The 19676-nt window shown below is 40.0% G+C and carries 16 protein-coding genes; 14 read left to right on the top strand and 2 right to left on the bottom strand.

Annotation, left to right across the window (positions count from 1 at the left end):
• The first annotated feature begins 61 nt into the window (after nt 1–61).
• The 7 genes from BW961_RS20685 to BW961_RS29575 all read left to right on the top strand — a co-directional run bounded on the left by BW961_RS20685 (nt 62) and on the right by BW961_RS29575 (nt 6309).
• On the top strand, nt 62–508 hold the full coding sequence (locus BW961_RS20685) for a response regulator (protein ID WP_068591399.1): 447 nt from the start codon (nt 62–64) through the stop codon (nt 506–508).
• Between the two features lie 3 nt (nt 509–511).
• Nucleotides 512–868 carry a helix-turn-helix domain-containing protein gene (locus BW961_RS20680; RefSeq protein ID WP_068591402.1) on the top strand — a complete coding sequence of 119 codons (357 nt, stop codon included), beginning with the start codon at nt 512–514 and terminating at the stop codon, nt 866–868.
• Nucleotides 865–2568 carry a sensor histidine kinase gene (locus tag BW961_RS20675; RefSeq protein ID WP_068591404.1) on the top strand — a complete coding sequence of 568 codons (1704 nt, stop codon included), beginning with the start codon at nt 865–867 and terminating at the stop codon, nt 2566–2568. Before BW961_RS20680 ends, BW961_RS20675 begins: the two co-directional genes overlap by 4 nt.
• A gap of 182 nt (nt 2569–2750) precedes the next feature.
• Nucleotides 2751–3995, top strand: a complete 1245-nt coding sequence (locus tag BW961_RS20670; protein ID WP_068591406.1) for a stalk domain-containing protein — start codon at nt 2751–2753, stop codon at nt 3993–3995.
• 216 nt (nt 3996–4211) lie between these two features.
• A complete protein-coding gene (locus BW961_RS20665; protein WP_068591408.1) occupies nt 4212–4775 on the top strand; it encodes a hypothetical protein in 564 nt (187 codons plus the stop codon).
• A gap of 39 nt (nt 4776–4814) precedes the next feature.
• Nucleotides 4815–5480, top strand: coding sequence for a DUF4077 domain-containing protein (locus BW961_RS29580; protein ID WP_082867673.1), 666 nt, complete (start codon nt 4815–4817; stop codon nt 5478–5480).
• Nucleotides 5416–6309, top strand: a complete 894-nt coding sequence (locus BW961_RS29575; RefSeq protein ID WP_082867674.1) for a methyl-accepting chemotaxis protein — start codon at nt 5416–5418, stop codon at nt 6307–6309. The genes BW961_RS29580 and BW961_RS29575 overlap by 65 nt, the downstream gene beginning before the upstream one ends.
• Before the next feature lie 77 nt (nt 6310–6386).
• Here the strand turns inward: BW961_RS29575 and BW961_RS20655 are convergent, their stop codons facing one another.
• Together BW961_RS20655 and BW961_RS20650 are read right to left on the bottom strand one after the other, a co-directional pair.
• Entirely contained in the window at nt 6387–7202 is an 816-nt protein-coding gene (locus BW961_RS20655) for an undecaprenyl-diphosphate phosphatase (protein ID WP_068591410.1), read from the bottom strand.
• A 17-nt stretch (nt 7203–7219) separates the two neighbouring features.
• Complete coding sequence (locus tag BW961_RS20650) at nt 7220–7951, bottom strand: DUF1836 domain-containing protein (protein ID WP_068591412.1); 732 nt, start codon at nt 7949–7951, stop codon at nt 7220–7222.
• Nucleotides 7952–8191: 240 nt separating this feature from the next.
• On the opposite strand from BW961_RS20650, the gene BW961_RS20645 reads away from it, so the two are divergent.
• The 7 genes from BW961_RS20645 to lacZ all read left to right on the top strand — a co-directional run bounded on the left by BW961_RS20645 (nt 8192) and on the right by lacZ (nt 19520).
• A complete protein-coding gene (locus BW961_RS20645; RefSeq protein ID WP_068591414.1) occupies nt 8192–9502 on the top strand; it encodes a hemolysin family protein in 1311 nt (436 codons plus the stop codon).
• Nucleotides 9503–9696: 194 nt separating this feature from the next.
• Nucleotides 9697–11277 (top strand): response regulator transcription factor, encoded by a 1581-nt coding sequence (locus BW961_RS20640; RefSeq protein ID WP_068591416.1) that lies wholly within the window; start codon nt 9697–9699, stop codon nt 11275–11277.
• Nucleotides 11278–11282: 5 nt separating this feature from the next.
• On the top strand, nt 11283–13058 hold the full coding sequence (locus BW961_RS20635; RefSeq protein WP_068591595.1) for a cache domain-containing sensor histidine kinase: 1776 nt from the start codon (nt 11283–11285) through the stop codon (nt 13056–13058).
• A gap of 189 nt (nt 13059–13247) precedes the next feature.
• Entirely contained in the window at nt 13248–14558 is a 1311-nt protein-coding gene (locus BW961_RS20630) for an ABC transporter substrate-binding protein (RefSeq protein ID WP_068591417.1), read from the top strand.
• A 126-nt stretch (nt 14559–14684) separates the two neighbouring features.
• Nucleotides 14685–15581, top strand: a complete 897-nt coding sequence (locus BW961_RS20625) for a carbohydrate ABC transporter permease (protein ID WP_068591419.1) — start codon at nt 14685–14687, stop codon at nt 15579–15581.
• Nucleotides 15574–16398, top strand: coding sequence for a carbohydrate ABC transporter permease (locus BW961_RS20620; RefSeq protein ID WP_068591421.1), 825 nt, complete (start codon nt 15574–15576; stop codon nt 16396–16398). The genes BW961_RS20625 and BW961_RS20620 overlap by 8 nt, the downstream gene beginning before the upstream one ends.
• Nucleotides 16399–16481: 83 nt before the next feature.
• Complete coding sequence (gene lacZ / locus BW961_RS20615) at nt 16482–19520, top strand: beta-galactosidase, LacZ type (RefSeq protein WP_068591422.1); 3039 nt, start codon at nt 16482–16484, stop codon at nt 19518–19520.
• Nucleotides 19521–19676 lie beyond the last annotated feature (156 nt).

The raw sequence follows: 19676 nt of genomic DNA, 5'->3' as shown, positions 1-19676 counted from the left end.
TTAATACTATTGATCATTCAAAGATGAAGTTGGTAAAATAGACCATGGAGGGGATATCACCATGTACAGAATGCTTATTGCCGACGACAATAAAAATGAGAGAGATGGTATGAAATACTTGATCTCTAAATATCAACTGCCTATCGAAATTAGCGAGGCGAGAAACGGTAAAGAAGCACTACAGATTGTTCAACAACAGAAATTTGATATTCTTCTAACGGACATTAAGATGCCATTCATGGATGGTTTGGAGCTAGTTAAGCATGTTAGGGTGATCTATCCAAATATGAAAGTTATGTTACTCAGTGGTCATGGAGAGTTTGAATATGCAAGGTTGGCTATTCCATTGAGGGTACTCCATTATTTGCTGAAGCCCGTTGAAGCACAAGAATTGCGTAGGGTACTTTCTGAGGTTATTGAAGAATGTAAGCAGGAAGAAGCAGAACGACATAAGTTACAACCTAATTTGAAACCGCATACAAAGTTGGGTGCAGATTCAATTTTATAATCCATGGGAAATCGTACACCAGAAACGGAGTATGGCATAAGAGCCATAGATGATTTGATCCGTATCATCGAGAGTAACTATGATCAGGATTTGAGTCTGGATTATTTGGCGGGGAAAGTTCATTTGTCCGGCAGTTATCTCAGTCATCTTTTTAAAAAAAGAACAGGGACGAGTGTCGTGAAATATATCAATCAATATCGTATGGAGAAAGCGAAAGAATTCTTAGACCAAAGTAATTACAAAATAAATGATGTGTATAAGATGGTAGGGTATTCAGATTTCTCATACTTCGGTGTGTCCTTCAAACAGCATTTCGGGCTTACGCCCACGCAATATCGAGAAAAGGCTCGATCATTATGAGAACATTATTGACGTTCTTCCGGGATATGAAGCTCAAGAACAAGCTGGTTGCATCCTATCTGGTCGTGATCATTATCCCAATCTTGGTACTGGGCGTCTATTCTTACCGAATGGCTGAATTTTACTTGAAGCAGCAACTCATGATGGGCATGGAGAATACCGTGAAGCAGATTTCGCTTAACTTAGAACAGAATTTTGAGAAACAGAGCAACTTTATCGATTTCATGGCATTCAATCCAATTATCAAGAAAATTATGGGGTACGAATTAGGGGATATATTCAGCTATACGAAAGAACTAAATGAGAATATTGAGCCAACGCTTTGGTACTACACGAACATCAATATGGAGCTGAAAGAAGTCAGTTTTTACTCGGAATTTACAGGTAGGCAGATCGGGAACTTTATCTATTCAAGTGAGAACGTTCGGAATTTGGATTGGTATCAAGTAGCCAAACAGCGCAATCAGACAACATGGACCTATGACCAAGGTGTCTTATTTGCAACACATAATATTATGAAGAGTAATAATAGTACCTTCGCTGGTGTTCTGCATGTGAAGTTGGATAAAGATAGAATCTTCGAGAAATTAGACGAGATCAATAATAGTAGTGACTATGGCACGATTATTACGGATAGTAATCAACAAGTGATTTATTCAAGTGCGAGTGGTGGGGAAGAAGATGCTGTAGCGAGTCAAATCATAAGTGCTAGTACCGGACAATTAGATATTGGCGACAAGGAATATTCACTGGTCAAAAGTAATATTGAGCGTCCTGGGTGGACTCTTTATTATTATACCCCTGTACGTTCGATGATCATGGATACTAGCAATATTCTAAAAGCGATGGTATCTATCATATTAGTGTGTATCTCTATCTTATTGTTCATTATATGGATCTTTACAAAGACGATAGTACTGCCTATCTATACGCTCAAAAAGAAAATCAGAATCGTGGAGGAAGGTAACTTCAATGTCCCTATCCACTCACACTCCAAAGATGAAATTGGCGAACTTACGAACAGCTTCGCAAGTATGGTTCGAAAGATAAGGGAATTGATTGACCAAGTATATCAATCTGGCATTATGGAGAAGGAAGCCGAACTGAAAGCTCTTCAAGCCCAGATTAGCCCTCATTTTCTATATAACACGCTGTCGATTATTAACTGGCGCGCTGTTCAAATGGAAGCGGAAGACATCAGCCTTGTGGTGAATGCTCTTTCGAAATTCTACCGTACAAGTCTGAATCAAGGAAAGCAATTAACAAGTGTCAGAGATGAGATTATTAATATCCAAGCGTATATTGATATTCAATTGGCTATGCATGATGATCGTCCGTTCGATGTCGTGTATGAGATTGAAGAAGGTTTGAACTATTATCAGACGGTAAATTTCATACTGCAGCCGATTGTTGAGAATGCGATCAAACATGGTATTGATGAAAAAGATGAGGGAAAAGGAATCCTTACGATTCAAGCCTATACATACGATGATCATATCCGATTTGTCGTGAGTGACAATGGGAAAGGGATGAATCAAGAGCTAATCAATCGTCTCTTATATGCTAGCGGAACGGGATATGGCCTGAAAAATGTCCATGAACGTATTAAATTATACTATGGAGAACCCTACGGAATTACAATTGAAAGCGAAGTGAATGTAGGGACGATGATATGTATTGATATTTCTAAACAGATGTAGGTAAAGATCCACATGACATTAACAATTCAGTTAATGTCATGTGGATTTTTTTGTTGGTCCTGAGTCTGTGATATAGGCAAAGGGTCCTATTTTATAGATAAATCTACCATATTGAGGTAAAATGAGAGTTGATAGTTTCTGATCTACTATATTTAAATTATTCATAGAATAGGAGACCTACAATGAAAAGATTCGCTCAAATTTTATTATGCTCTATCATCACCATAAGTGGCACAACGGCTATAAGTACCAGTACAAGTCAAGCGGCGTCGGGTCAGGTTAGTATCATGTTGGACGATTATTCGCTACCCTTTCCGGTACAGCCTACGGTTATGAATGAGACAACGATGGTGCCGTTTCGGGCGATATCTGAAGCGCTTGGTGTTAAGGTTGTGTGGAATCAAGCGAAACAGGAGATTACAGCATCGAAGACAGGTACAGCAGGGACCAAACAAGTTGTACTCACGATGGGTAGTAAGAATGCTGTAGTCGACGGTCAGGTGGTTAAGTTAATCGCTTCTCCGCAAACAGTTCAAGGTAGTACGCTGATACCATTGAGCTTTTTTAGCTCTCAATTTGGAGCAACTGTCGCGTGGAATCAAGCAACGAAGACAGTATCCATTACATCGCCTAAAGAAGATATATACACGATGGGGTTTTATGCTTTGTCTTCTTTTGACGAACGGTCCATGGTCTCGTCATTTGATTCTGTTGCCTTCGGCTGGAGTCGGATCGATAAGGATGGTCAGTTTACAACGCAGGGCAAGGAGTATAGATGGCCGCAAGCAGCTGGAACCGTCACTCCGGAATCTATTATTCAGGAAACGGATCAGCAGGGAACGACACCTTATCTGATGGTTTACTCGGTTGACGGAGGCCTCGAACTTACCAAAAACTTAGAAGACATGACACTACAGAATCAGACGATTACTGCTATCGTGGACACCGCTTCTCAAAAAGGTTTTAAAGGGGTTGTACTCGATTTAGAGGGCTTAGGATGGAGCGGAGATAAAGCTAAAGCACGTTCAGACTATAACGCATTTATTAAGAATCTATCCTCGAAGACAGATCAAGCAGGTCTTAAGCTTAGCATCGTCCTTCATCCATTAAATAGTTCTTATACGGGATATGATTATAGAACGCTTGCGAGCCTCGCTGATGATTTGATTATTATGGGATATGCTTTTGAAGATGAGAAAAGTCCGGAGCCACTCGTGAAGGTAGACGAAGCTATTACATTGGCCTTGAAGGAAGTGGGTAAAGATAAACTCATTCTAGGTATATCTCTAGGTAGTGAGAACGAGCAATCGGTGAATGCCAAGATTGGACTTGCTAAACGTTACGGTCTGAAAGGGATTGCGATCTGGCGTATTGGGATTATAGGACAATCAGCGTGGACCGAAATGAATAAGTCAGTCTTCAAGTAAAGAGACATTCATTTATAGCATAGACCTAAGTGATTTCCATGTTCTTAGGGAAATTTACTTAGGTCTTATTTATATAGCGCTTCCATTGAGAGATTGTAATTTGTTCGGAATTTTCTAAGATAACGACATAGAATTGTAGCTACATTTCCTACCAATTTATTCCGATAAGAAGATAGACATATATTGTTTATACCCTAATTATAAGGAGTAGAAGCTATGTTCAAACGTGTGGAGAGTAAATTTGAGTTAGATCGATTTAATCATATTTGGACAACCGTCTGGCTGGAGAAAGGATATGATCTTGATTTTACTGAAGAGGTTCTGGAACGGTTTGTGATCGTTACAGAAGAGGGTGAGCATATAGGTACATCCGAAATTACACCTTACAGTATTCACGAGAGTGAGATCAATCAGATTGCTCCCTTTGCAGATCATCCGAAACTCATTCAGGCAGAAGGAGCAGTAGCAATAATTGATAAGATGGCGGTACTTAAGCATTATCGAGGGCATTTTATTGCAGACCTACTATCAGCAGCCGTTCTTTTTGGTGAGGAGAATAAATTAAAATATTATGTAGCATTAATGGAACCTGTGTTTCAGCGAGCTCTCCGGATTACGTTTCATGTACCTATAGAGAAGGTTGGAGGTAAAGTATATTATAAGGGTGATTACGTTGTTCCAGTGATTATCGATGTAGAGGAGGTTTACAATAATAAAGAGCAGTATCCTTGGATTATCTATCTACAAGAAACAAGTCATATACAGCAGACAGCCCAATAAGTTAATCAAAATTACAGAAAAGAAAGAGATGAGATACTCATGGATATAGTGGCGTTATCGGAACTAGATAAAAGAAATCGGTTATTTATTAAAATTTTGTGGGGAATGCTTACACTTGGTATCGTTACGGATTTCGCCATTGGGTTAAATATTCAAATGATACTTATGCTTGCAGGGTTGGGTTCCGTTGCTTGTGGAGTGGCAACTTTTATGACCTATCGTCAAATTGGGGTTCAATACATAAAATATTATGTAGTGTGTATATTTACTTTAATCGTACTTTTTCTAATTGTGTCAGATCCAAATCCTATCATTAGTACATATTTTCTAGTCTATGTTAATTTAGCGATGATGACATTATATCAAGATCATAAACCAATCATATTTACTGGAATTCTAGGTGCAGCAGTAAGTACATATCTATTCATGGTTCCTTCTTTGAGAGAGCAGTTGTTTCCTCATGAATCCTTAGTCTATATCTACTTGTATCTGGCATTTGCTACTGCCGCTCTTGCATTCTCAGCTAAATTCAGTAAAAAATTGCAGCAACAGGTGGTAAAAGAGCAAGAGGAGACGCTTGTGGCTAAGCATAAGGCGGAAGCGCTTCTGGATAAATTGAAAGCTTCCATTCTGATGTTGAATGAATTCAGTGAGAGACAGCAAGAGACAGCAAGAGAACGTTCGTATTACTGGAAGCATTTCTAAGGAAGTAACTAAGACCTTCTCAGAAATGGCGGTTGCTATTGAGAGACAGACCGGCAATGTAATGAATGTAAGCGAGACGACTCATATTATCAAAGATGATGTGAAGGAGTTGCTGGACGGAACGACGCAGTTGCATCAATATTCCGTGGATAATGCGGCTTTGACCGAGCAGAGCAGTACCCAGATGGAAGTCTTATCATCAGGAGTAGAAAGTGTGCGACAGATTATTGTTCATACCGTGGAGATCATGGAACTTCTGAATAAGGAGAATGAACGCGTGAGTTCTATTGTTGGAACCATAAGTGACATTTCTGAACAGACGAATCTACTTGCGCTTAATGCAGCCATTGAGGCTGCACGTGCCGGAGAGCATGGTCAAGGGTTTGCAGTCGTATCGAATGAAGTTCGGAAGCTTGCGTCCAGATCTCGCAATGCTGCTAATGAAATTGATGGGATCTTGTCTGGTATACGCAAGCAAATCAACGCAGTTGATACTCAGGTACAGCGTGGACAGTCGGTAGTAACAGCGAGCAGTGGGGTGTCGATAGACGTCCAACAACTGATTCAGCGTATTAATGAGAATGCGGATCGAGTGAAGGTTCATTCTAACATCGTAGGTAGTTCTGCGAACCGCCTTCATGGACGGCAGATAGGCATATCTGATGATATAACCAACATCGCCGCTACGACACAGCAGAACATGGCAGCGGTGGAGGAAGTGTATGGAAGTATGGAGACGCAGGATCATAAAATAGGTACAATCGTCAAAGATTACGAAAAGTTGGATCAATTGATATCAGACCTGAAGCAACTGGTCTCCAAGCATTAACTTATTCTAAGAACATGAAAGAGCCCTACTAGACCGTGTATTTGTCTAATAGGGCTCTTTGTTATGCTATTAATATTTTATAACATGAATATCAATATGAAGGCACTTAATAGGAAACAATACCACGAGAAGTACTTCAATTGACCGCGCTCCATGATGCCCATGAACCACTTCATAGAGAAGTAGGAAGTAACAAGTGAGCATAGGAAGGCTAGCGTATAGGGAAGAGCTAATGTCCCTATTAGAGGGTCATGTATAAGGTTCGATCCCTCAAGAATCATACTGCCAACACTTACAGGGATGTACAGAAAGAATGAGAATTTAAGCGCAGTTGATTGCTTGAGTCCGAGTCCCATTCCGGCAACAATCGTAGCTCCTGACCGACTGATTCCTGGTATTAAAGCAACGGTCTGAGCAAGTCCGATGATGATAGCATCTTTCAGCTTGAGTCCTGCTTCATTCTTTCGACCGCGTAGATTACGGATCAACCATAGCGCAATTCCTGTAACTAGGAGGGAGATGGCAATGGTGAGCATGCCCTTAAAGACATCTGAGATGAGATCATTGAACAGAAATCCGATCAACCCCGCAGGGATGGTTGCAATAATAAGATATAGGATAAAGTGAAAATCCTTTTTATATTGTTCTTCTTTTGTTTTGAGGTATAGATATCCGTGTTTAATTAACTGTATTAAATCATTCTTGTATATAAGCAGAATGGCTAACAGTGAAGCGAAATTGACAAGTACCTCAAAGCCCAACCCTTCAATTTCTAATCCAAATAGCTTTTGTACAATGATAACATGAGCACTTGATGACACAGGAATAGGTTCGGTAATGCCTTGTACTAAGCCCAAGAAGGCATATTTCAGTAATTCTAAGAAATCATTCATAGTTGTAGAACACCTCGTTAGTGAAGATTGTGTAGAAAGACCATACCATGGACATAGCGACGAGAGAGAGACTGGAAGCAGGATGTATGGACTGAAGTTAAGGCTACATGAATGGCGCTCTGTAACGTTTCCCTTTGTTCATCAGAGAGATCTGGTTTATGGGCAACATAATCTTTCGCTGCCTCATTAATCATCTGATCCCATTTATACACGAAATCTGATCGTTCACCCATGTAATTGCGGTAACATTCATCAAGTTCCTCGAACAACGTAGCATAGGAGGAATAGAAATCAAGGGGTTGAATCAGTGGAAATATAATTTGAAAAAACTTACGGATGGAGTCGTAATCTAAGGTCGATCGTAGATCCTCTATGATAAAGAATAGTGCAACTTGTTGCAACGAATACTTCTTTCCTTCTTCAGCATGTCCAATGAATTCTTTGAAATCCCGCTTCACCCAATTTTGAACAGAGGTTATGGAGAAATGGGTGTATTCGATTTGCGCTCCTAAGGACACAATATCATGAAGAGAAAAAGAAGGATGAGTATCTGACTTAATCATTTTCTCTATTATAGATGGAAATGCGGTCGATATTAATGCTGACATGGATCTACCCTGTGCCAATTCAAGCTCATGATTTTCTCTCCAAATGTCTTGTATGACGCTTCGTGGTGAAGTTGTCGCCCCTATTTGTAGTGAGAGTAATAAGGAAGACATCGCTTTACGGGTAAATGTTAGAGTTTCCATAATAACACCTTTCTATATTGACTAGTTCATCTGAACTCATCATAAAATGATTCTGCGGTCGTGTCAAAACGATATATTAAAAGATAATGTCTTATCAGCCTTTGCTAACGAGACTAAATCGTCTAATTTCACCTCGTATTCACTTATCAGCGGTTTGATACGGAGAGAAGGAAATAATATAATAAGTTCATAAGAACTGTTTATAAGAACAGTTCGATAATCAATTAGAAGGAGCTTGATATGTTACTGAATTTATTTTTGATTGCTATACTGATTATTCTTACCGCTTTTTTCGTGGCTACAGAGTTTGCGATCATTAAACTCCGTCCTAGCAGAGTGAATCAAATGGTTATGGAAGGCAAGAAGAACGCACTTGCTGTTCAGAAGGTCACAAGTAATTTAGACGGATATTTATCTGCCTGTCAGCTTGGTATTACAATAACTGCTCTAGGACTTGGTTGGTTAGGTGAGCCGACAGTAGAGAAGATATTATTTCCATTATTTGAACAACTTGGGGTCGGTGAAAATACAGGACATATTCTCGCATTTATTATCGCCTTCGTGTCCATAACATTCCTACATGTTGTATTGGGTGAACTTGCACCAAAGACGCTTGCGATTCAAAAGGCAGAACAAATTGCAGTACTAACGGCACCTATTATTATTGTCTTCAATAAGATCATGTATCCTTTCATATGGGTATTAAATGGATCAGCGAATACTTTCGTAAGAATGTTTGGTATCATGCCTGCTAGTGAGCATGAGGAAGCGCACTCTGAGGAAGAGATTCAAATTATTTTGTCTGAAAGTTATGAAAGTGGAAAAATTAACAAAACAGAATATGGCTACGTCAGTCGGATCTTTGCATTTGATGATTTACTAGCTAGGGAGATTATGGTACCCCGTACAGATATGGTGTGTTTGGATGTGAATCATACACTTGAAGAGAATATAGCTATTGTGAAATCAGAACAATATACGCGCTTTCTAATTACTAAGGGGAGTAAAGATAATATTATTGGTTTCGTAAATACCAAAAAGCTCTTCCTTAAATACGATAATAGTCAGCCTGATTTTGATTTTAACGCGTTGATTCAACCTGTCATGACGGTACCCGAAAGTTTACCTGTTAAATCACTCCTGTTGAAGATGCAGGATCAGCATGTACACATTGCTCTATTGTTAGATGAGTATGGTGGGACATCCGGATTAGTTACCATCGAAGATATATTGGAGGAAATCGTCGGAGAGATTCGCGATGAGTTCGATGCAGATGAGAAGAAGCCCATCGAAAAAATAGAGGATCATCGTTACCTCGTTGAAGGGAACACTTCTATTGATGATATTAATTTGCAGCTCGGCGTGAATATTGAACATGAACAAGTTGATTCCATTGGAGGTTGGTTGTACAGTCAGCATCCGGAACTTCCCAAAGGTATTGCTTGGCAATATAACGAACTAACGTTCATTATTCGAGAAAAAGATAAAAATCGTATTCGTAAAATTGAGATTATTCGTGAGAATGTCGAAAAAGAAGAGAGCGAACAATAAGGAAATAAGCAGGGGCCTATCGATCAGTGAGTTGATCTGTAGGCCTCTTTTTTTTGGATATAACGTTATGAGTATTCAAATGGGCTCTGAATTGGTATTATAAGGTTTAATATTGAAAGCGTTATCAAAAATAGTGATTGGATTAAATATGAAGTAAGCATCATAGAGATGCCTATACAGGGGTGGGGATATGTTTGAATGATCTGTGTAAAGTGCTGATTGTAGATGATGAATATCTGGTAAGACAGGGAATCAAACATCTTCTGAATTGGGAAACAGAAGGTTTTCAAATGGTTGGAGAAGCTGGAAATGGTAAGGAAGCACTAGAAATGGTGTCCTTAGTAAGACCTCATATTGTGATTACCGATATTATTATGCCTGTGATGGATGGAGAAGAATTCACTCGTATATTGAAGGCAACGTTTCCAGAAATTGAAATTATTGTCCTTAGTAGTTTCAGTGAGTTTGAATATGTGAAGTCAACTTTTCAGAGCGGTGTTGCTGACTATATATTGAAGCCAACGCTAGAGACAGAAGGTCTCCTTACTGTACTTAGAGCAACAGCAGATAAAATACCGTCATTGAATGGTAGAAATCTTGCCTTCAGCAGCTTCAGTCCTTCTGTAGATAGCATTATGGATAAGCTTATTTCTGGGTATGAAACGGATGTTGATACAAGTATTATTCATGATACATTTCCATGGGATAGCTTCTTTTTACTAGGTTGTTCTATGAAATATATGATCAATAAGGATCAGAAAGAGCTTGCTTCATATAAGACTAGCTTGGTAACGGAGGTAGCTCGCCATGTATCTCAAGACCATGCGAAGGCGAAGGTTCATCTGATTGAAACGGAACCTGCGACGTTTATGGTGCTGTTGAATTTTGGACATAAGGAATTGGGAAACATCACGGAGGTAGTGAGAACGATAGCAACAGAGATAAGTAAGCAAGAGCCGGAATGCTGTTGGGTTATGGGGGATGTTTTTCATCATTTGAATCAATTAGGGGACGTGTATCAGGAATCCTTCTTGAAGATGATGGATTATTCATTCTTCTTGCCAGATCGGACGCTTATCATCGGAAGTGAGTTACCTATTGTTCCTAAGATAGATATAAAGTTCAATATGAATCATTTCACCGATGAGTTGAAGCGTAAGCAATCGGATACAGCTTTTGAATATTTGCAGGAGCATGTTGAGGTACTTGCGGGTCAGTATAAGAATGATGTGTTCGAGTTCAAGTCATTTCTGAGTAACATTATTTTTGTGATTATCACGTTACTAGATAATACGAAGATAGATACGGCGCTCATGGAAGAAGAAAAATATAGTTATTTCAAAAAAATGGATGAATCTAGGTATGCAAGAGATGCGGTTAGATTGTTACAGTCGTTTCTAGACAAGGTGAAGCTAATGACCACAGCTGCGGATCATAAAGAGAGCAATCGTCTACAGAAACTTCTTGATTACATGCACGAACACTATGCAGACCAGCTTACCTTGGCAGAGTTATCGAAGTATTTCCATTTCAACACATCGTATTTATCCAGCTATTTCTCAGCTCATATGAACGAAGGCTTCAGTGAATACTTGAATAGAATTAGAATTGAGAAGGCTATGGAACTATTGAATGACGATAGTATCACCATTTCAGAAATCAGTGGTAGAGTGGGGTATTCTGACCACAGTTACTTTTGCAAAGTGTTCAAGAAATTCACAGGAGATTCTCCAAGCTCCTATCGTCGCAAAAAATATAAGAAGCAAGAGAAGTGAATGTGATGAGGACTATATTCGATAGATTTAAAAATTTGAAGCTGTTTACCAAAATGTTCATGGTTATGGTTGTCAGTATTATTACAGTATCTGTAGCCATATCATGGACCAGCATTCATATGTCGACGGATTTGTTTATGCAAACATTCAGTATTACGAATACGAAAGTACTTAATCAGATTGAAAACGGTTTTGAATCATACAATGATTCTATCGTAACGGTTGTAAGCAATGCCAATCAAAGCGGGGCGATGAGGAGCTTCTTGACGCAAGGGGATGTTGATTCCCTAAGCATCGTGAAGTCGTATTTCAACATGAAGGAGCAGGTAAAGAAACTCCAATCAAATTTAGATGCATACGAGGTGGGAATCACGATTGCGGGAGTGAATGGTCGGGTATACTCGACCGATCGCTTTTATTTGGCGATGGATGATAGGAAGCTGAATGAGCACCCGCTTACTCTGAATAGTCATAAAGAGCCGAAGAGACTGATCTATCAAGATTATAAAGAGATTACGGGGACTAATGGTATGGGTGAGCAGATGATTGTTGCAACCAAGGCATTATTAGATCGCTCAACAGGTTATATTTACGGAACGATATATATCAGCATGAAGGAGCGTGACTTCGGTCATGTCTTCGATAGTTACACAAGCCTTGGTAACGATGTGTTCATTCTTAATAAAAATGGGATGATCGTCTCGAGTAATCGAAAGGATCGAATTGGCTATATGAGCCAAGAACTGCTAGATTATGCAGAACAATTGGATACGGAAGCGTCAGATTATTTAAATGTAAGCGTGCAAGGTAAGGATAGTATTGTGATATCAGATAGTCTCCCTACGTATGATTTCTATATTGTGAATACCATCGATAAAGAAATAGCCCTTGGACAAATGATTGATGCGAAGACATTGACGCTCATTGGTATCGTTATCGTAGGCATCGCATTATTGATCGTATTTCTCATTACTAGACAAATAAGTAAATCACTAACGAAGCTTGTTCTTCAAATGTCCAATGTGACACACAATGAATTCGGCAATCATATCACCGTGACCGGAAGTTATGAAATAAGAGAACTCGGTCAGGCGTTTAATTATATGCTTGATGAGCTCCACGATTATGTGGACAAGCTTGTAGAGACACAAAAAGGACAGCGGAATGCAGAGCTTGCAGCATTGCAACGACAGATTAACCCGCATTTCTTGTACAATACATTGGCATCCGTCAAAACATTAGTACAACAAGGCAGTAAGGAGAAGGCGACGGAAACGATTCATTCATTAATATCGGTTCTGCAAAACACGATCAGTAATGTCAGCGAGACGATTATGGTGGAGCAAGAGCTCGGAATATTGAAACACTACGTGTTTATTAACCATGCTCGTTACGGTGACCGTATTAAGGTTGGTTATTTCGTTGCACCCGAGTGCATGGACTACCATGTTCCGAAGCTGATCATTCAGCCTTTTATTGAGAATGCCTTTTTTCATGGTTTTAACGTAAAAAGTAGCGGCTACATTCATGTACTAGTGTCAACAGACGGACAGGCTCTTTATTGTGAGGTAGTGGATAGTGGTGATGGAATCGAAGGACTACCTTCAGAGAATGCTTTCCTTAATACGAAGAAGAGTCGGCAAATGTTCAGTGGGATAGGGATTAAGAATGTACATGATCGTATCAGATTGTTGTATGGAGAAGAATTTGGAGTCAGCATTGTGAGCGAACTTGGAAATGGAACAAGGGTGAAGATAAAGTTGCCGTTGATCAAAACATAAAAATAGTATTAGAAACCAAAGAAAGTACAAATCGTTTAAGTAAGCGATTACAATATAGCGAAAAATTGACAAATGATCGTAAAGATATTCCTAACGATCGATTCTAGAGAAAAGGTAAGATTAATCCCATAGAAAGCAAACGCTTTCAGTAGAAGTTATCAAAATAATACTCAACGGGGGTTGATGAAAATGAAGAAGTTATGTGCTGTTCTTCTAACAAGTGTATTAGTATTAAGTGCCTGCTCATCGAAATCAGATGAATCCAACACGAGCAGTGTTGAGACTGCAGGGAAAAGTACTGTAGAGAAAAGTAAAGAAATAACAGTCTGGGCATGGGATCCAGCATTCAACATCGCAGCACTAGAAGCCGCTAAAGAAGTATATAGTGCAACTAACCCTGATGTGAAAGTGAATATCATAGAGTACGCACAAGCAGATATTATTCAGAAATTAAATACTGGACTCAACTCGGGTACTACAAGTGGTCTTCCGAATATCGTACTGATTGAAGACTATCGTGCTCAGAGCTTTCTAAGTGCTTACCCAGATGCCTTTCATGAGTTGTCGGGGAGTATCAAGCCAGAGGATTTCGCAGATTACAAACTTGGTCCTACAAGTCTGAATGGTAAGCAATATGGTGTGCCTTTTGACTCAGGTGCAACAGGGTTGTACTACAGAACAGACTACTTAGAGCAAGCAGGATATAAGGCTAAAGATATGGAGAATCTGAATTGGGATCAATACATTGAGATTGGTAAAGTTGTAAAGGAAAAAACAGGTAAAAAAATAATCACGTTGGATCCCAATGATCTAGGGATTATCCGTTCGATGATTCAGTCGGCAGGTTCATGGTATCTAGCTGAAGATGGAAAAACACCGGATATTGTAACGAATGCTGCGCTGAAGGAATCCTTCATGATTTACAAAAAAATGATGGATGCTGATATCGTCAATATCCACTCGGATTGGAGTCAATTTATTGCAGCTATAAATAAAGGCACAATAGCTACGGTTCCTATAGGGAACTGGATTACACCTTCCATTAAGCAAGAAGCTTCACAATCAGGCAAATGGGCAGTAGCTTCGTTCCCGAAACTTCCGGGTAATGCTAAGTCTGTGAATGCCTCTAGCCTTGGAGGAAGCTCATGGTATGTGATGAATGTTCCAGGAGCAGAGACAGCAACTGATTTCTTAGCTTCAACATTCGGTAGTAACGTTGAATTGTATCAAAAACTACTAAAAGATATTGGTGTAGTAAGTACCTTTAAAGCGGCTTCTACAGGAGATGCTTATTCGCAAGAGGATCCGTTCTTCTCAGGACAAAAAATATATGCTGATTTTGCATCATGGACAGAGAAAATTCCAAATGTGAATTATGGTATGCACACCTATGCGATTGAAGATATCTTAGCCGTTGAAATGCAGAACTATTTGAACGGTAAGGAAATTGATAGTGTCCTGAAGGATGCTCAGAGCCAAGCGGAAACACAAGTTAGATAATCATCATTTCCTGATAAACCACCTAGAGCCTTGAGGTTTGATCGGCTCCCTCGCCACAATAAAGGGGGTACGGGTCAGCACTCAAGGTTCTATTTAATATTACCTACAGAGAGGAGTGAGACAGGTATGAAGCAAGCCAAACCACACTTAAGTTTAGACAGAAGAAATGGTATTACCGGCTGGTTATTTATCATCATTTCTGTTGTGATGATCTTTACCTTTTATTTCTATCCGATGGTTCAATCGCTCATATTATCTTTCAAAACAGGTACAGGGGCTAACTTAACATTTGTGGGATTGGATAACTATATTCGGTTGTTCAGTGATCGTACTTTTCTAACAGCGGTTAAGAATACGTTTATTTATTTGATAATACAGGTACCTGTAATGATCATTCTGGCATTGATGATTTCAGTCCTTTTAAATGATAGTAAGCTGAAATTCAGAGGGTTTTTCCGCACAGCGATATTCCTTCCTTGCGTTACGTCGCTCGTTGCATACTCGATCATTTTTAAATATTTATTTGCAGGCGATGGCCTTGTGAACTCATTACTATTGAATATTCATCTGATTAATCAGCCGATCGAGTGGATCACAGATCCATTCTGGGCCAAGGTGACGATTATTATCGCAATTACTTGGCGCTGGACAGGGTACAACATGATCTTCTACTTATCCTCCCTACAGAATATTGATAATTCTATCTATGAAGCAGCTAGAATTGATGGCGCTTCATCGATCCAGCAATTTTTCAAAATAACAATTCCACTAATGAAGCCAATCATCTTATTTACATCCATCACATCAACGATTGGTACACTACAACTCTTCGATGAAATTGTTAACATTACGAAGGGTGGACCGGGGAACGCCACGATGAGTATTTCCCATTACATTTATAATCTTTCATTTAAATATTCTGCGGATTTCGGTTACGCCGCAACGGTATCTTACTCCATCGTAATTATGATTATTGTGTTAGCCTTCATTCAGTTTAAAGTGGCAGGTGAGAAGAATGGCTAAAATGAAAAGAACGTTTGTATATTTGTTTCTGAGTGTCGTTTCCTTCGTCTCTATATTTCCTTTTCTATGGATGATTATCAGTTCTACGAATCCATCAGTTGATGTTACTAAAGGTAAGCTTCTTCCAGGTAGCTACTTCATGGACAATTTAAGAAAACTAATGGATTCAACAGAATTGTTGCAAGCACTATATAACTCGGCTGTTATTGCTATCGTGACTACGGTATTGGCGATGGTTATCGCTTCACTTGCAGGTTATGGATTCGAAATATTCAGAAGTAAGACTAGAGACGCCGTATTTAACATTTTACTGCTCTCTATGATGATTCCATTTGCTGCACTTATGGTACCGCTATATCGCTTCTTCGCGGATATATCGCGCTTTGCGCCTGCTATAGGTATAAACAGTATTTCTGCAGTTATTCTACCGACGGTAACGACAGCGTTCTTGATATTCTTCTTTCGTCAAAGCACAAAGATGTTCCCGAAGGATATGCTTGAAGCAGGTAGAATTGATGGTCTAACGGAGATTGGAATTTTCTTTAAAATATTCATGCCAACGATGAAAACAACGTACGCTGCTGCAGGTATTATTACGTTCATGGCGAGCTGGAACAATTATTTGTGGCCATTGATTGTATTGCAGACACCAGAGAAGAAGACGATGCCACTCTTGATCTCGAATCTGGGTGCGGGTTATGCTCCAGATTACGGTGTGATTATGACAGCGATTGTCATTGCAACGATTCCGACAGCGTTAGTGTTCTTCCTATTGCAGAAGCATTTCGTAGCGGGTATGACAGGCTCGGTTAAATAAAGAAGCTATAAATCGGATGGACAATCCGTCATCGTAGCGGCCATCACATACAACTGTTTGTATATTTGAGGGGAGCGTTTCAGATGTTAATTAAGGATAATATACCTACATTAGAATGGTTAACGGACTTAAATATGTATGCGGTGAATCGATTGGATCCACATTCGGATCATCGATATTATGAAACGATGGAGGAGGCGGAAACATTAGGAGCAATGCCTCTTCGGTATTCATTAAATGGTGAGTGGAAATTTAGTTATGCTAAACATCCAGATAGCCGACCTCAGAACTTCTACAAAGTAGACTATAACTGTGCCGGATGGGATCATATTGATGTTCCAGGACACATCCAGCTACAAGGATACGGGAAACCACAGTATGCGAACACGATGTATCCATGGGATGGTGTTGAAGAATTACGTCCACCACACATTCCACAGAATGATAATGTGGTTGGAAGTTACGTGAAGTATTTCTCAGTACCCGATAACATGAAGAATAGACCTGTGATGGTATCTTTTCAAGGCGTGGAATCAGCCCTTTATGTGTGGGTAAACGGACAGTTTGTAGGGTACAGCGAAGATAGTTTTACGCCATCGGAATTCGATATCTCTTCTTACTTAGTGGAGGGAGAGAATAAGCTAGCGGTAGAGGTTTATCAGCGGAGTACAGGGGAATGGCTAGAGGATCAAGATTTCTGGAGATTCTCAGGAATATTCAGAGATGTATATTTGTACACGGTGCCGGAGATTCATGTTCGAGATCTATATGTTCATACGGGTCTGGATCAGGAATATTCCAAAGGAACGTTATCTGTAGAACTTGATTTTCTTAGTGATGTGAAAGCATCCTTAGAACTGGATTTAAGAGATGCAGATGGAGAACAGGTAACACTTGTTCATTCGTCCGTTGAAGGAAGAACGCTAGAGGTGTCTTTGGATGCTGGACGAGTTCAGTTATGGAGTGCAGAGAAGCCTTACTTATACACACTATTTATACACGTCCTTGATGCATCAGGTAATCTAGTGGAAGTCATTCCACAACGCGTAGGATTTCGTGTCTTCGAGCTTATAGATAAAGTGATGTGTCTGAACGGTAAGAGAATCGCCTTGAAGGGTGTTAATCGCCATGAATTTAACGCTAGACGTGGTAGATCCGTTACGAAAGAAGATATGTTGTGGGATATTCGAACATTAAAGCAACATAACATCAATGCTGTACGCACATCGCATTATCCCAATCAGACAGATTGGTATGAACTATGTGATGAGTATGGGATCTATGTGATCGACGAAATGAACTTAGAGACGCATGGTTCATGGCAGAAGCTAGGCGCTGTGGAGCCTTCGTGGGTCATTCCAGGAGATCGGCCAGAGTGGCAAGATATCGTTCTTGATCGTGCCAGATCGATGGTAGAAAGAGACAAGAATCACCCATCTATCCTGATTTGGTCCTGTGGTAATGAGTCTCATGGTGGCGAAGTCATCTATAACGTGTCGCAATACTTCAGAGAGAAGGACCCGGATCGATTGGTTCATTATGAAGGGATATTTCATGATCGGCGGTTCAATGATACGAGTGATATGGAGAGCCGCATGTATGCGAAGCCAGCTGACATCGAGACGTATTTACTTGATGATCCGCAGAAGCCATTCATTAGCTGTGAATACATGCATGCCATGGGTAACTCACTTGGAGGCATGCACAAATATACAGAACTTGAAAGGAAATATCCATTGTATCAAGGTGGATTCATCTGGGATTATATCGATCAGGCATTGTTCAAAAAAGATCGCTATGGCAAGGAATTCTTAGCGTATGGTGGTGATTTCGGAGACCGACCTACAGACTATAATTTCTGTACAGATGGCATTGTATATGCTGATCGTACGCTATCTCCTAAGATGCAGGAGGTTAAAGCGTTATATCAGAACTTCCGTTTGCAACCTGAACTTAAGGGTGTGACGATTGTGAATGAAAGCTTATTCCAGAATGCGAATGATTACAGGTTGGAATATAGCGTGAATTATGAAGGAAGCGAACTGTATCGTGGAAACATGGAAGTGGATGTAGCACCACGATCAGAACAATATGTGGCATTGCCTTATCTTGCAAACTTTGTTGATGTAGCAGGTGAATATTACATTAATACATCACTGGTCTTGAAAGAGGATATGGTTTGGGCGCAAGAAGGTTATGAGATTGCATTTGGCCAGAACATATTCCAACATGGTTCGGTAGACAGACAGCCAGAAGTAACAACAGGTAAGCTGAAAGTGATTCATGGCGACGTCAATATTGGTGTTCAGGGAACGAACTTCAGTATGTTGTTCTCTAGAGCGCAAGGTAGTCTGGTCTCACTTGGATATTCAGGCAGAGAGATGATCTCTCGTCCTCCATATCCAGAGTATTGGCGAGCGATGACCGATAATGATAGAGGTTGTAGCAAAGGGTTCACGCATAGTGGATGGTATGCAGCTAGTCTTATGCCTAAATGTGTTAACGTGGAGACGACGGAACAAGATGATTACGTCTTAGTATCGTTCACATATGCGGTTAGTATCAGTGACGATGTTAAAGTTACGGTGACCTACGGAGTGCGTTCAGATGGTGCTTTGCGAGTGAAGACACGATATCAAGGTGCAGCTGGATTGCCGTCATTACCGATCTTTGCACTTTCCTTCAAAATCCCGATGGATTACAGTCATTTAGATTGGTATGCTATGGGACCAGAGGAGAACTACATCGACCGTGTTCATGGCGCTAAGCTCGGAGTATTTCATAATGAAGTATCAGACAACGTATCAGGTTATGTTAAACCTCAAGAGTCAGGGAATCGTACGGGTGTTAGACAAGTCAGCATAACGGATGATCTCGGTCATGGTATCCTAATTGATGCGGACGTACCTGTAGAATGTAACATTTCGCCGTATACAGCATTTGAGCTAGAGCATGCAGCGCATCATTATGAGTTACCGCCAGTCTATTACACGGTTGTAACCGTAGCGGGTAGACAGATGGGTGTGGGTGGAGATGATAGTTGGGGTGCTCCAGTCCATGATGAATATCTAATTCCATCGGATGGTGAAATGGAGTTCGAATTTGTGATTAAGGGTTTGTAGTTAAATAGTGAGAGCAGCGCTTTATTATGGGTTGCAAGCCTTAGAGATCAATGAATTGATCTCTAAGGCTTTTTTTCATGTAAAAGGACTTCATGAGTATCCAAAAGGATTGCCAATTGGTATTATAAGGAACGTGTTAGGCGTGCCAAAAAGAGC

This window comes from Paenibacillus macquariensis, from assembly GCF_900156375.1.
Taxonomy (GTDB): Bacteria; Bacillota; Bacilli; order Paenibacillales; family Paenibacillaceae; genus Paenibacillus_AQ; species Paenibacillus_AQ macquariensis.
The sequence above is the reverse complement of the archived record's forward strand: the minus strand, read 5'-3'. Positions and strand labels throughout refer to the sequence as shown.

Bases quoted from the DNA above. Each gene is read 5' to 3' on its own strand.
- BW961_RS20655 (WP_068591410.1), bottom strand. From the start codon at position 7,202: ATGAATGATTTCTTAGAATTACTGAAATATGCCTTCTTGGGCTTAGTA.
- BW961_RS29575 (WP_082867674.1), top strand. From the start codon at position 5,416: ATGAATTCAGTGAGAGACAGCAAGAGACAGCAAGAGAACGTTCGTATT.
- BW961_RS20630 (WP_068591417.1), top strand. From the start codon at position 13,248: ATGAAGAAGTTATGTGCTGTTCTTCTAACAAGTGTATTAGTATTAAGT.
- lacZ (WP_068591422.1), top strand. From the start codon at position 16,482: ATGTTAATTAAGGATAATATACCTACATTAGAATGGTTAACGGACTTA.
- BW961_RS20665 (WP_068591408.1), top strand. From the start codon at position 4,212: ATGTTCAAACGTGTGGAGAGTAAATTTGAGTTAGATCGATTTAATCAT.
- BW961_RS20670 (WP_068591406.1), top strand. From the start codon at position 2,751: ATGAAAAGATTCGCTCAAATTTTATTATGCTCTATCATCACCATAAGT.
- BW961_RS20625 (WP_068591419.1), top strand. From the start codon at position 14,685: ATGAAGCAAGCCAAACCACACTTAAGTTTAGACAGAAGAAATGGTATT.
- BW961_RS29580 (WP_082867673.1), top strand. From the start codon at position 4,815: ATGGATATAGTGGCGTTATCGGAACTAGATAAAAGAAATCGGTTATTT.
- BW961_RS20685 (WP_068591399.1), top strand. From the start codon at position 62: ATGTACAGAATGCTTATTGCCGACGACAATAAAAATGAGAGAGATGGT.
- BW961_RS20645 (WP_068591414.1), top strand. From the start codon at position 8,192: ATGTTACTGAATTTATTTTTGATTGCTATACTGATTATTCTTACCGCT.
- BW961_RS20675 (WP_068591404.1), top strand. From the start codon at position 865: ATGAGAACATTATTGACGTTCTTCCGGGATATGAAGCTCAAGAACAAG.
- BW961_RS20680 (WP_068591402.1), top strand. From the start codon at position 512: ATGGGAAATCGTACACCAGAAACGGAGTATGGCATAAGAGCCATAGAT.
- BW961_RS20635 (WP_068591595.1), top strand. From the start codon at position 11,283: ATGAGGACTATATTCGATAGATTTAAAAATTTGAAGCTGTTTACCAAA.
- BW961_RS20620 (WP_068591421.1), top strand. From the start codon at position 15,574: ATGGCTAAAATGAAAAGAACGTTTGTATATTTGTTTCTGAGTGTCGTT.
- BW961_RS20650 (WP_068591412.1), bottom strand. From the start codon at position 7,951: ATGGAAACTCTAACATTTACCCGTAAAGCGATGTCTTCCTTATTACTC.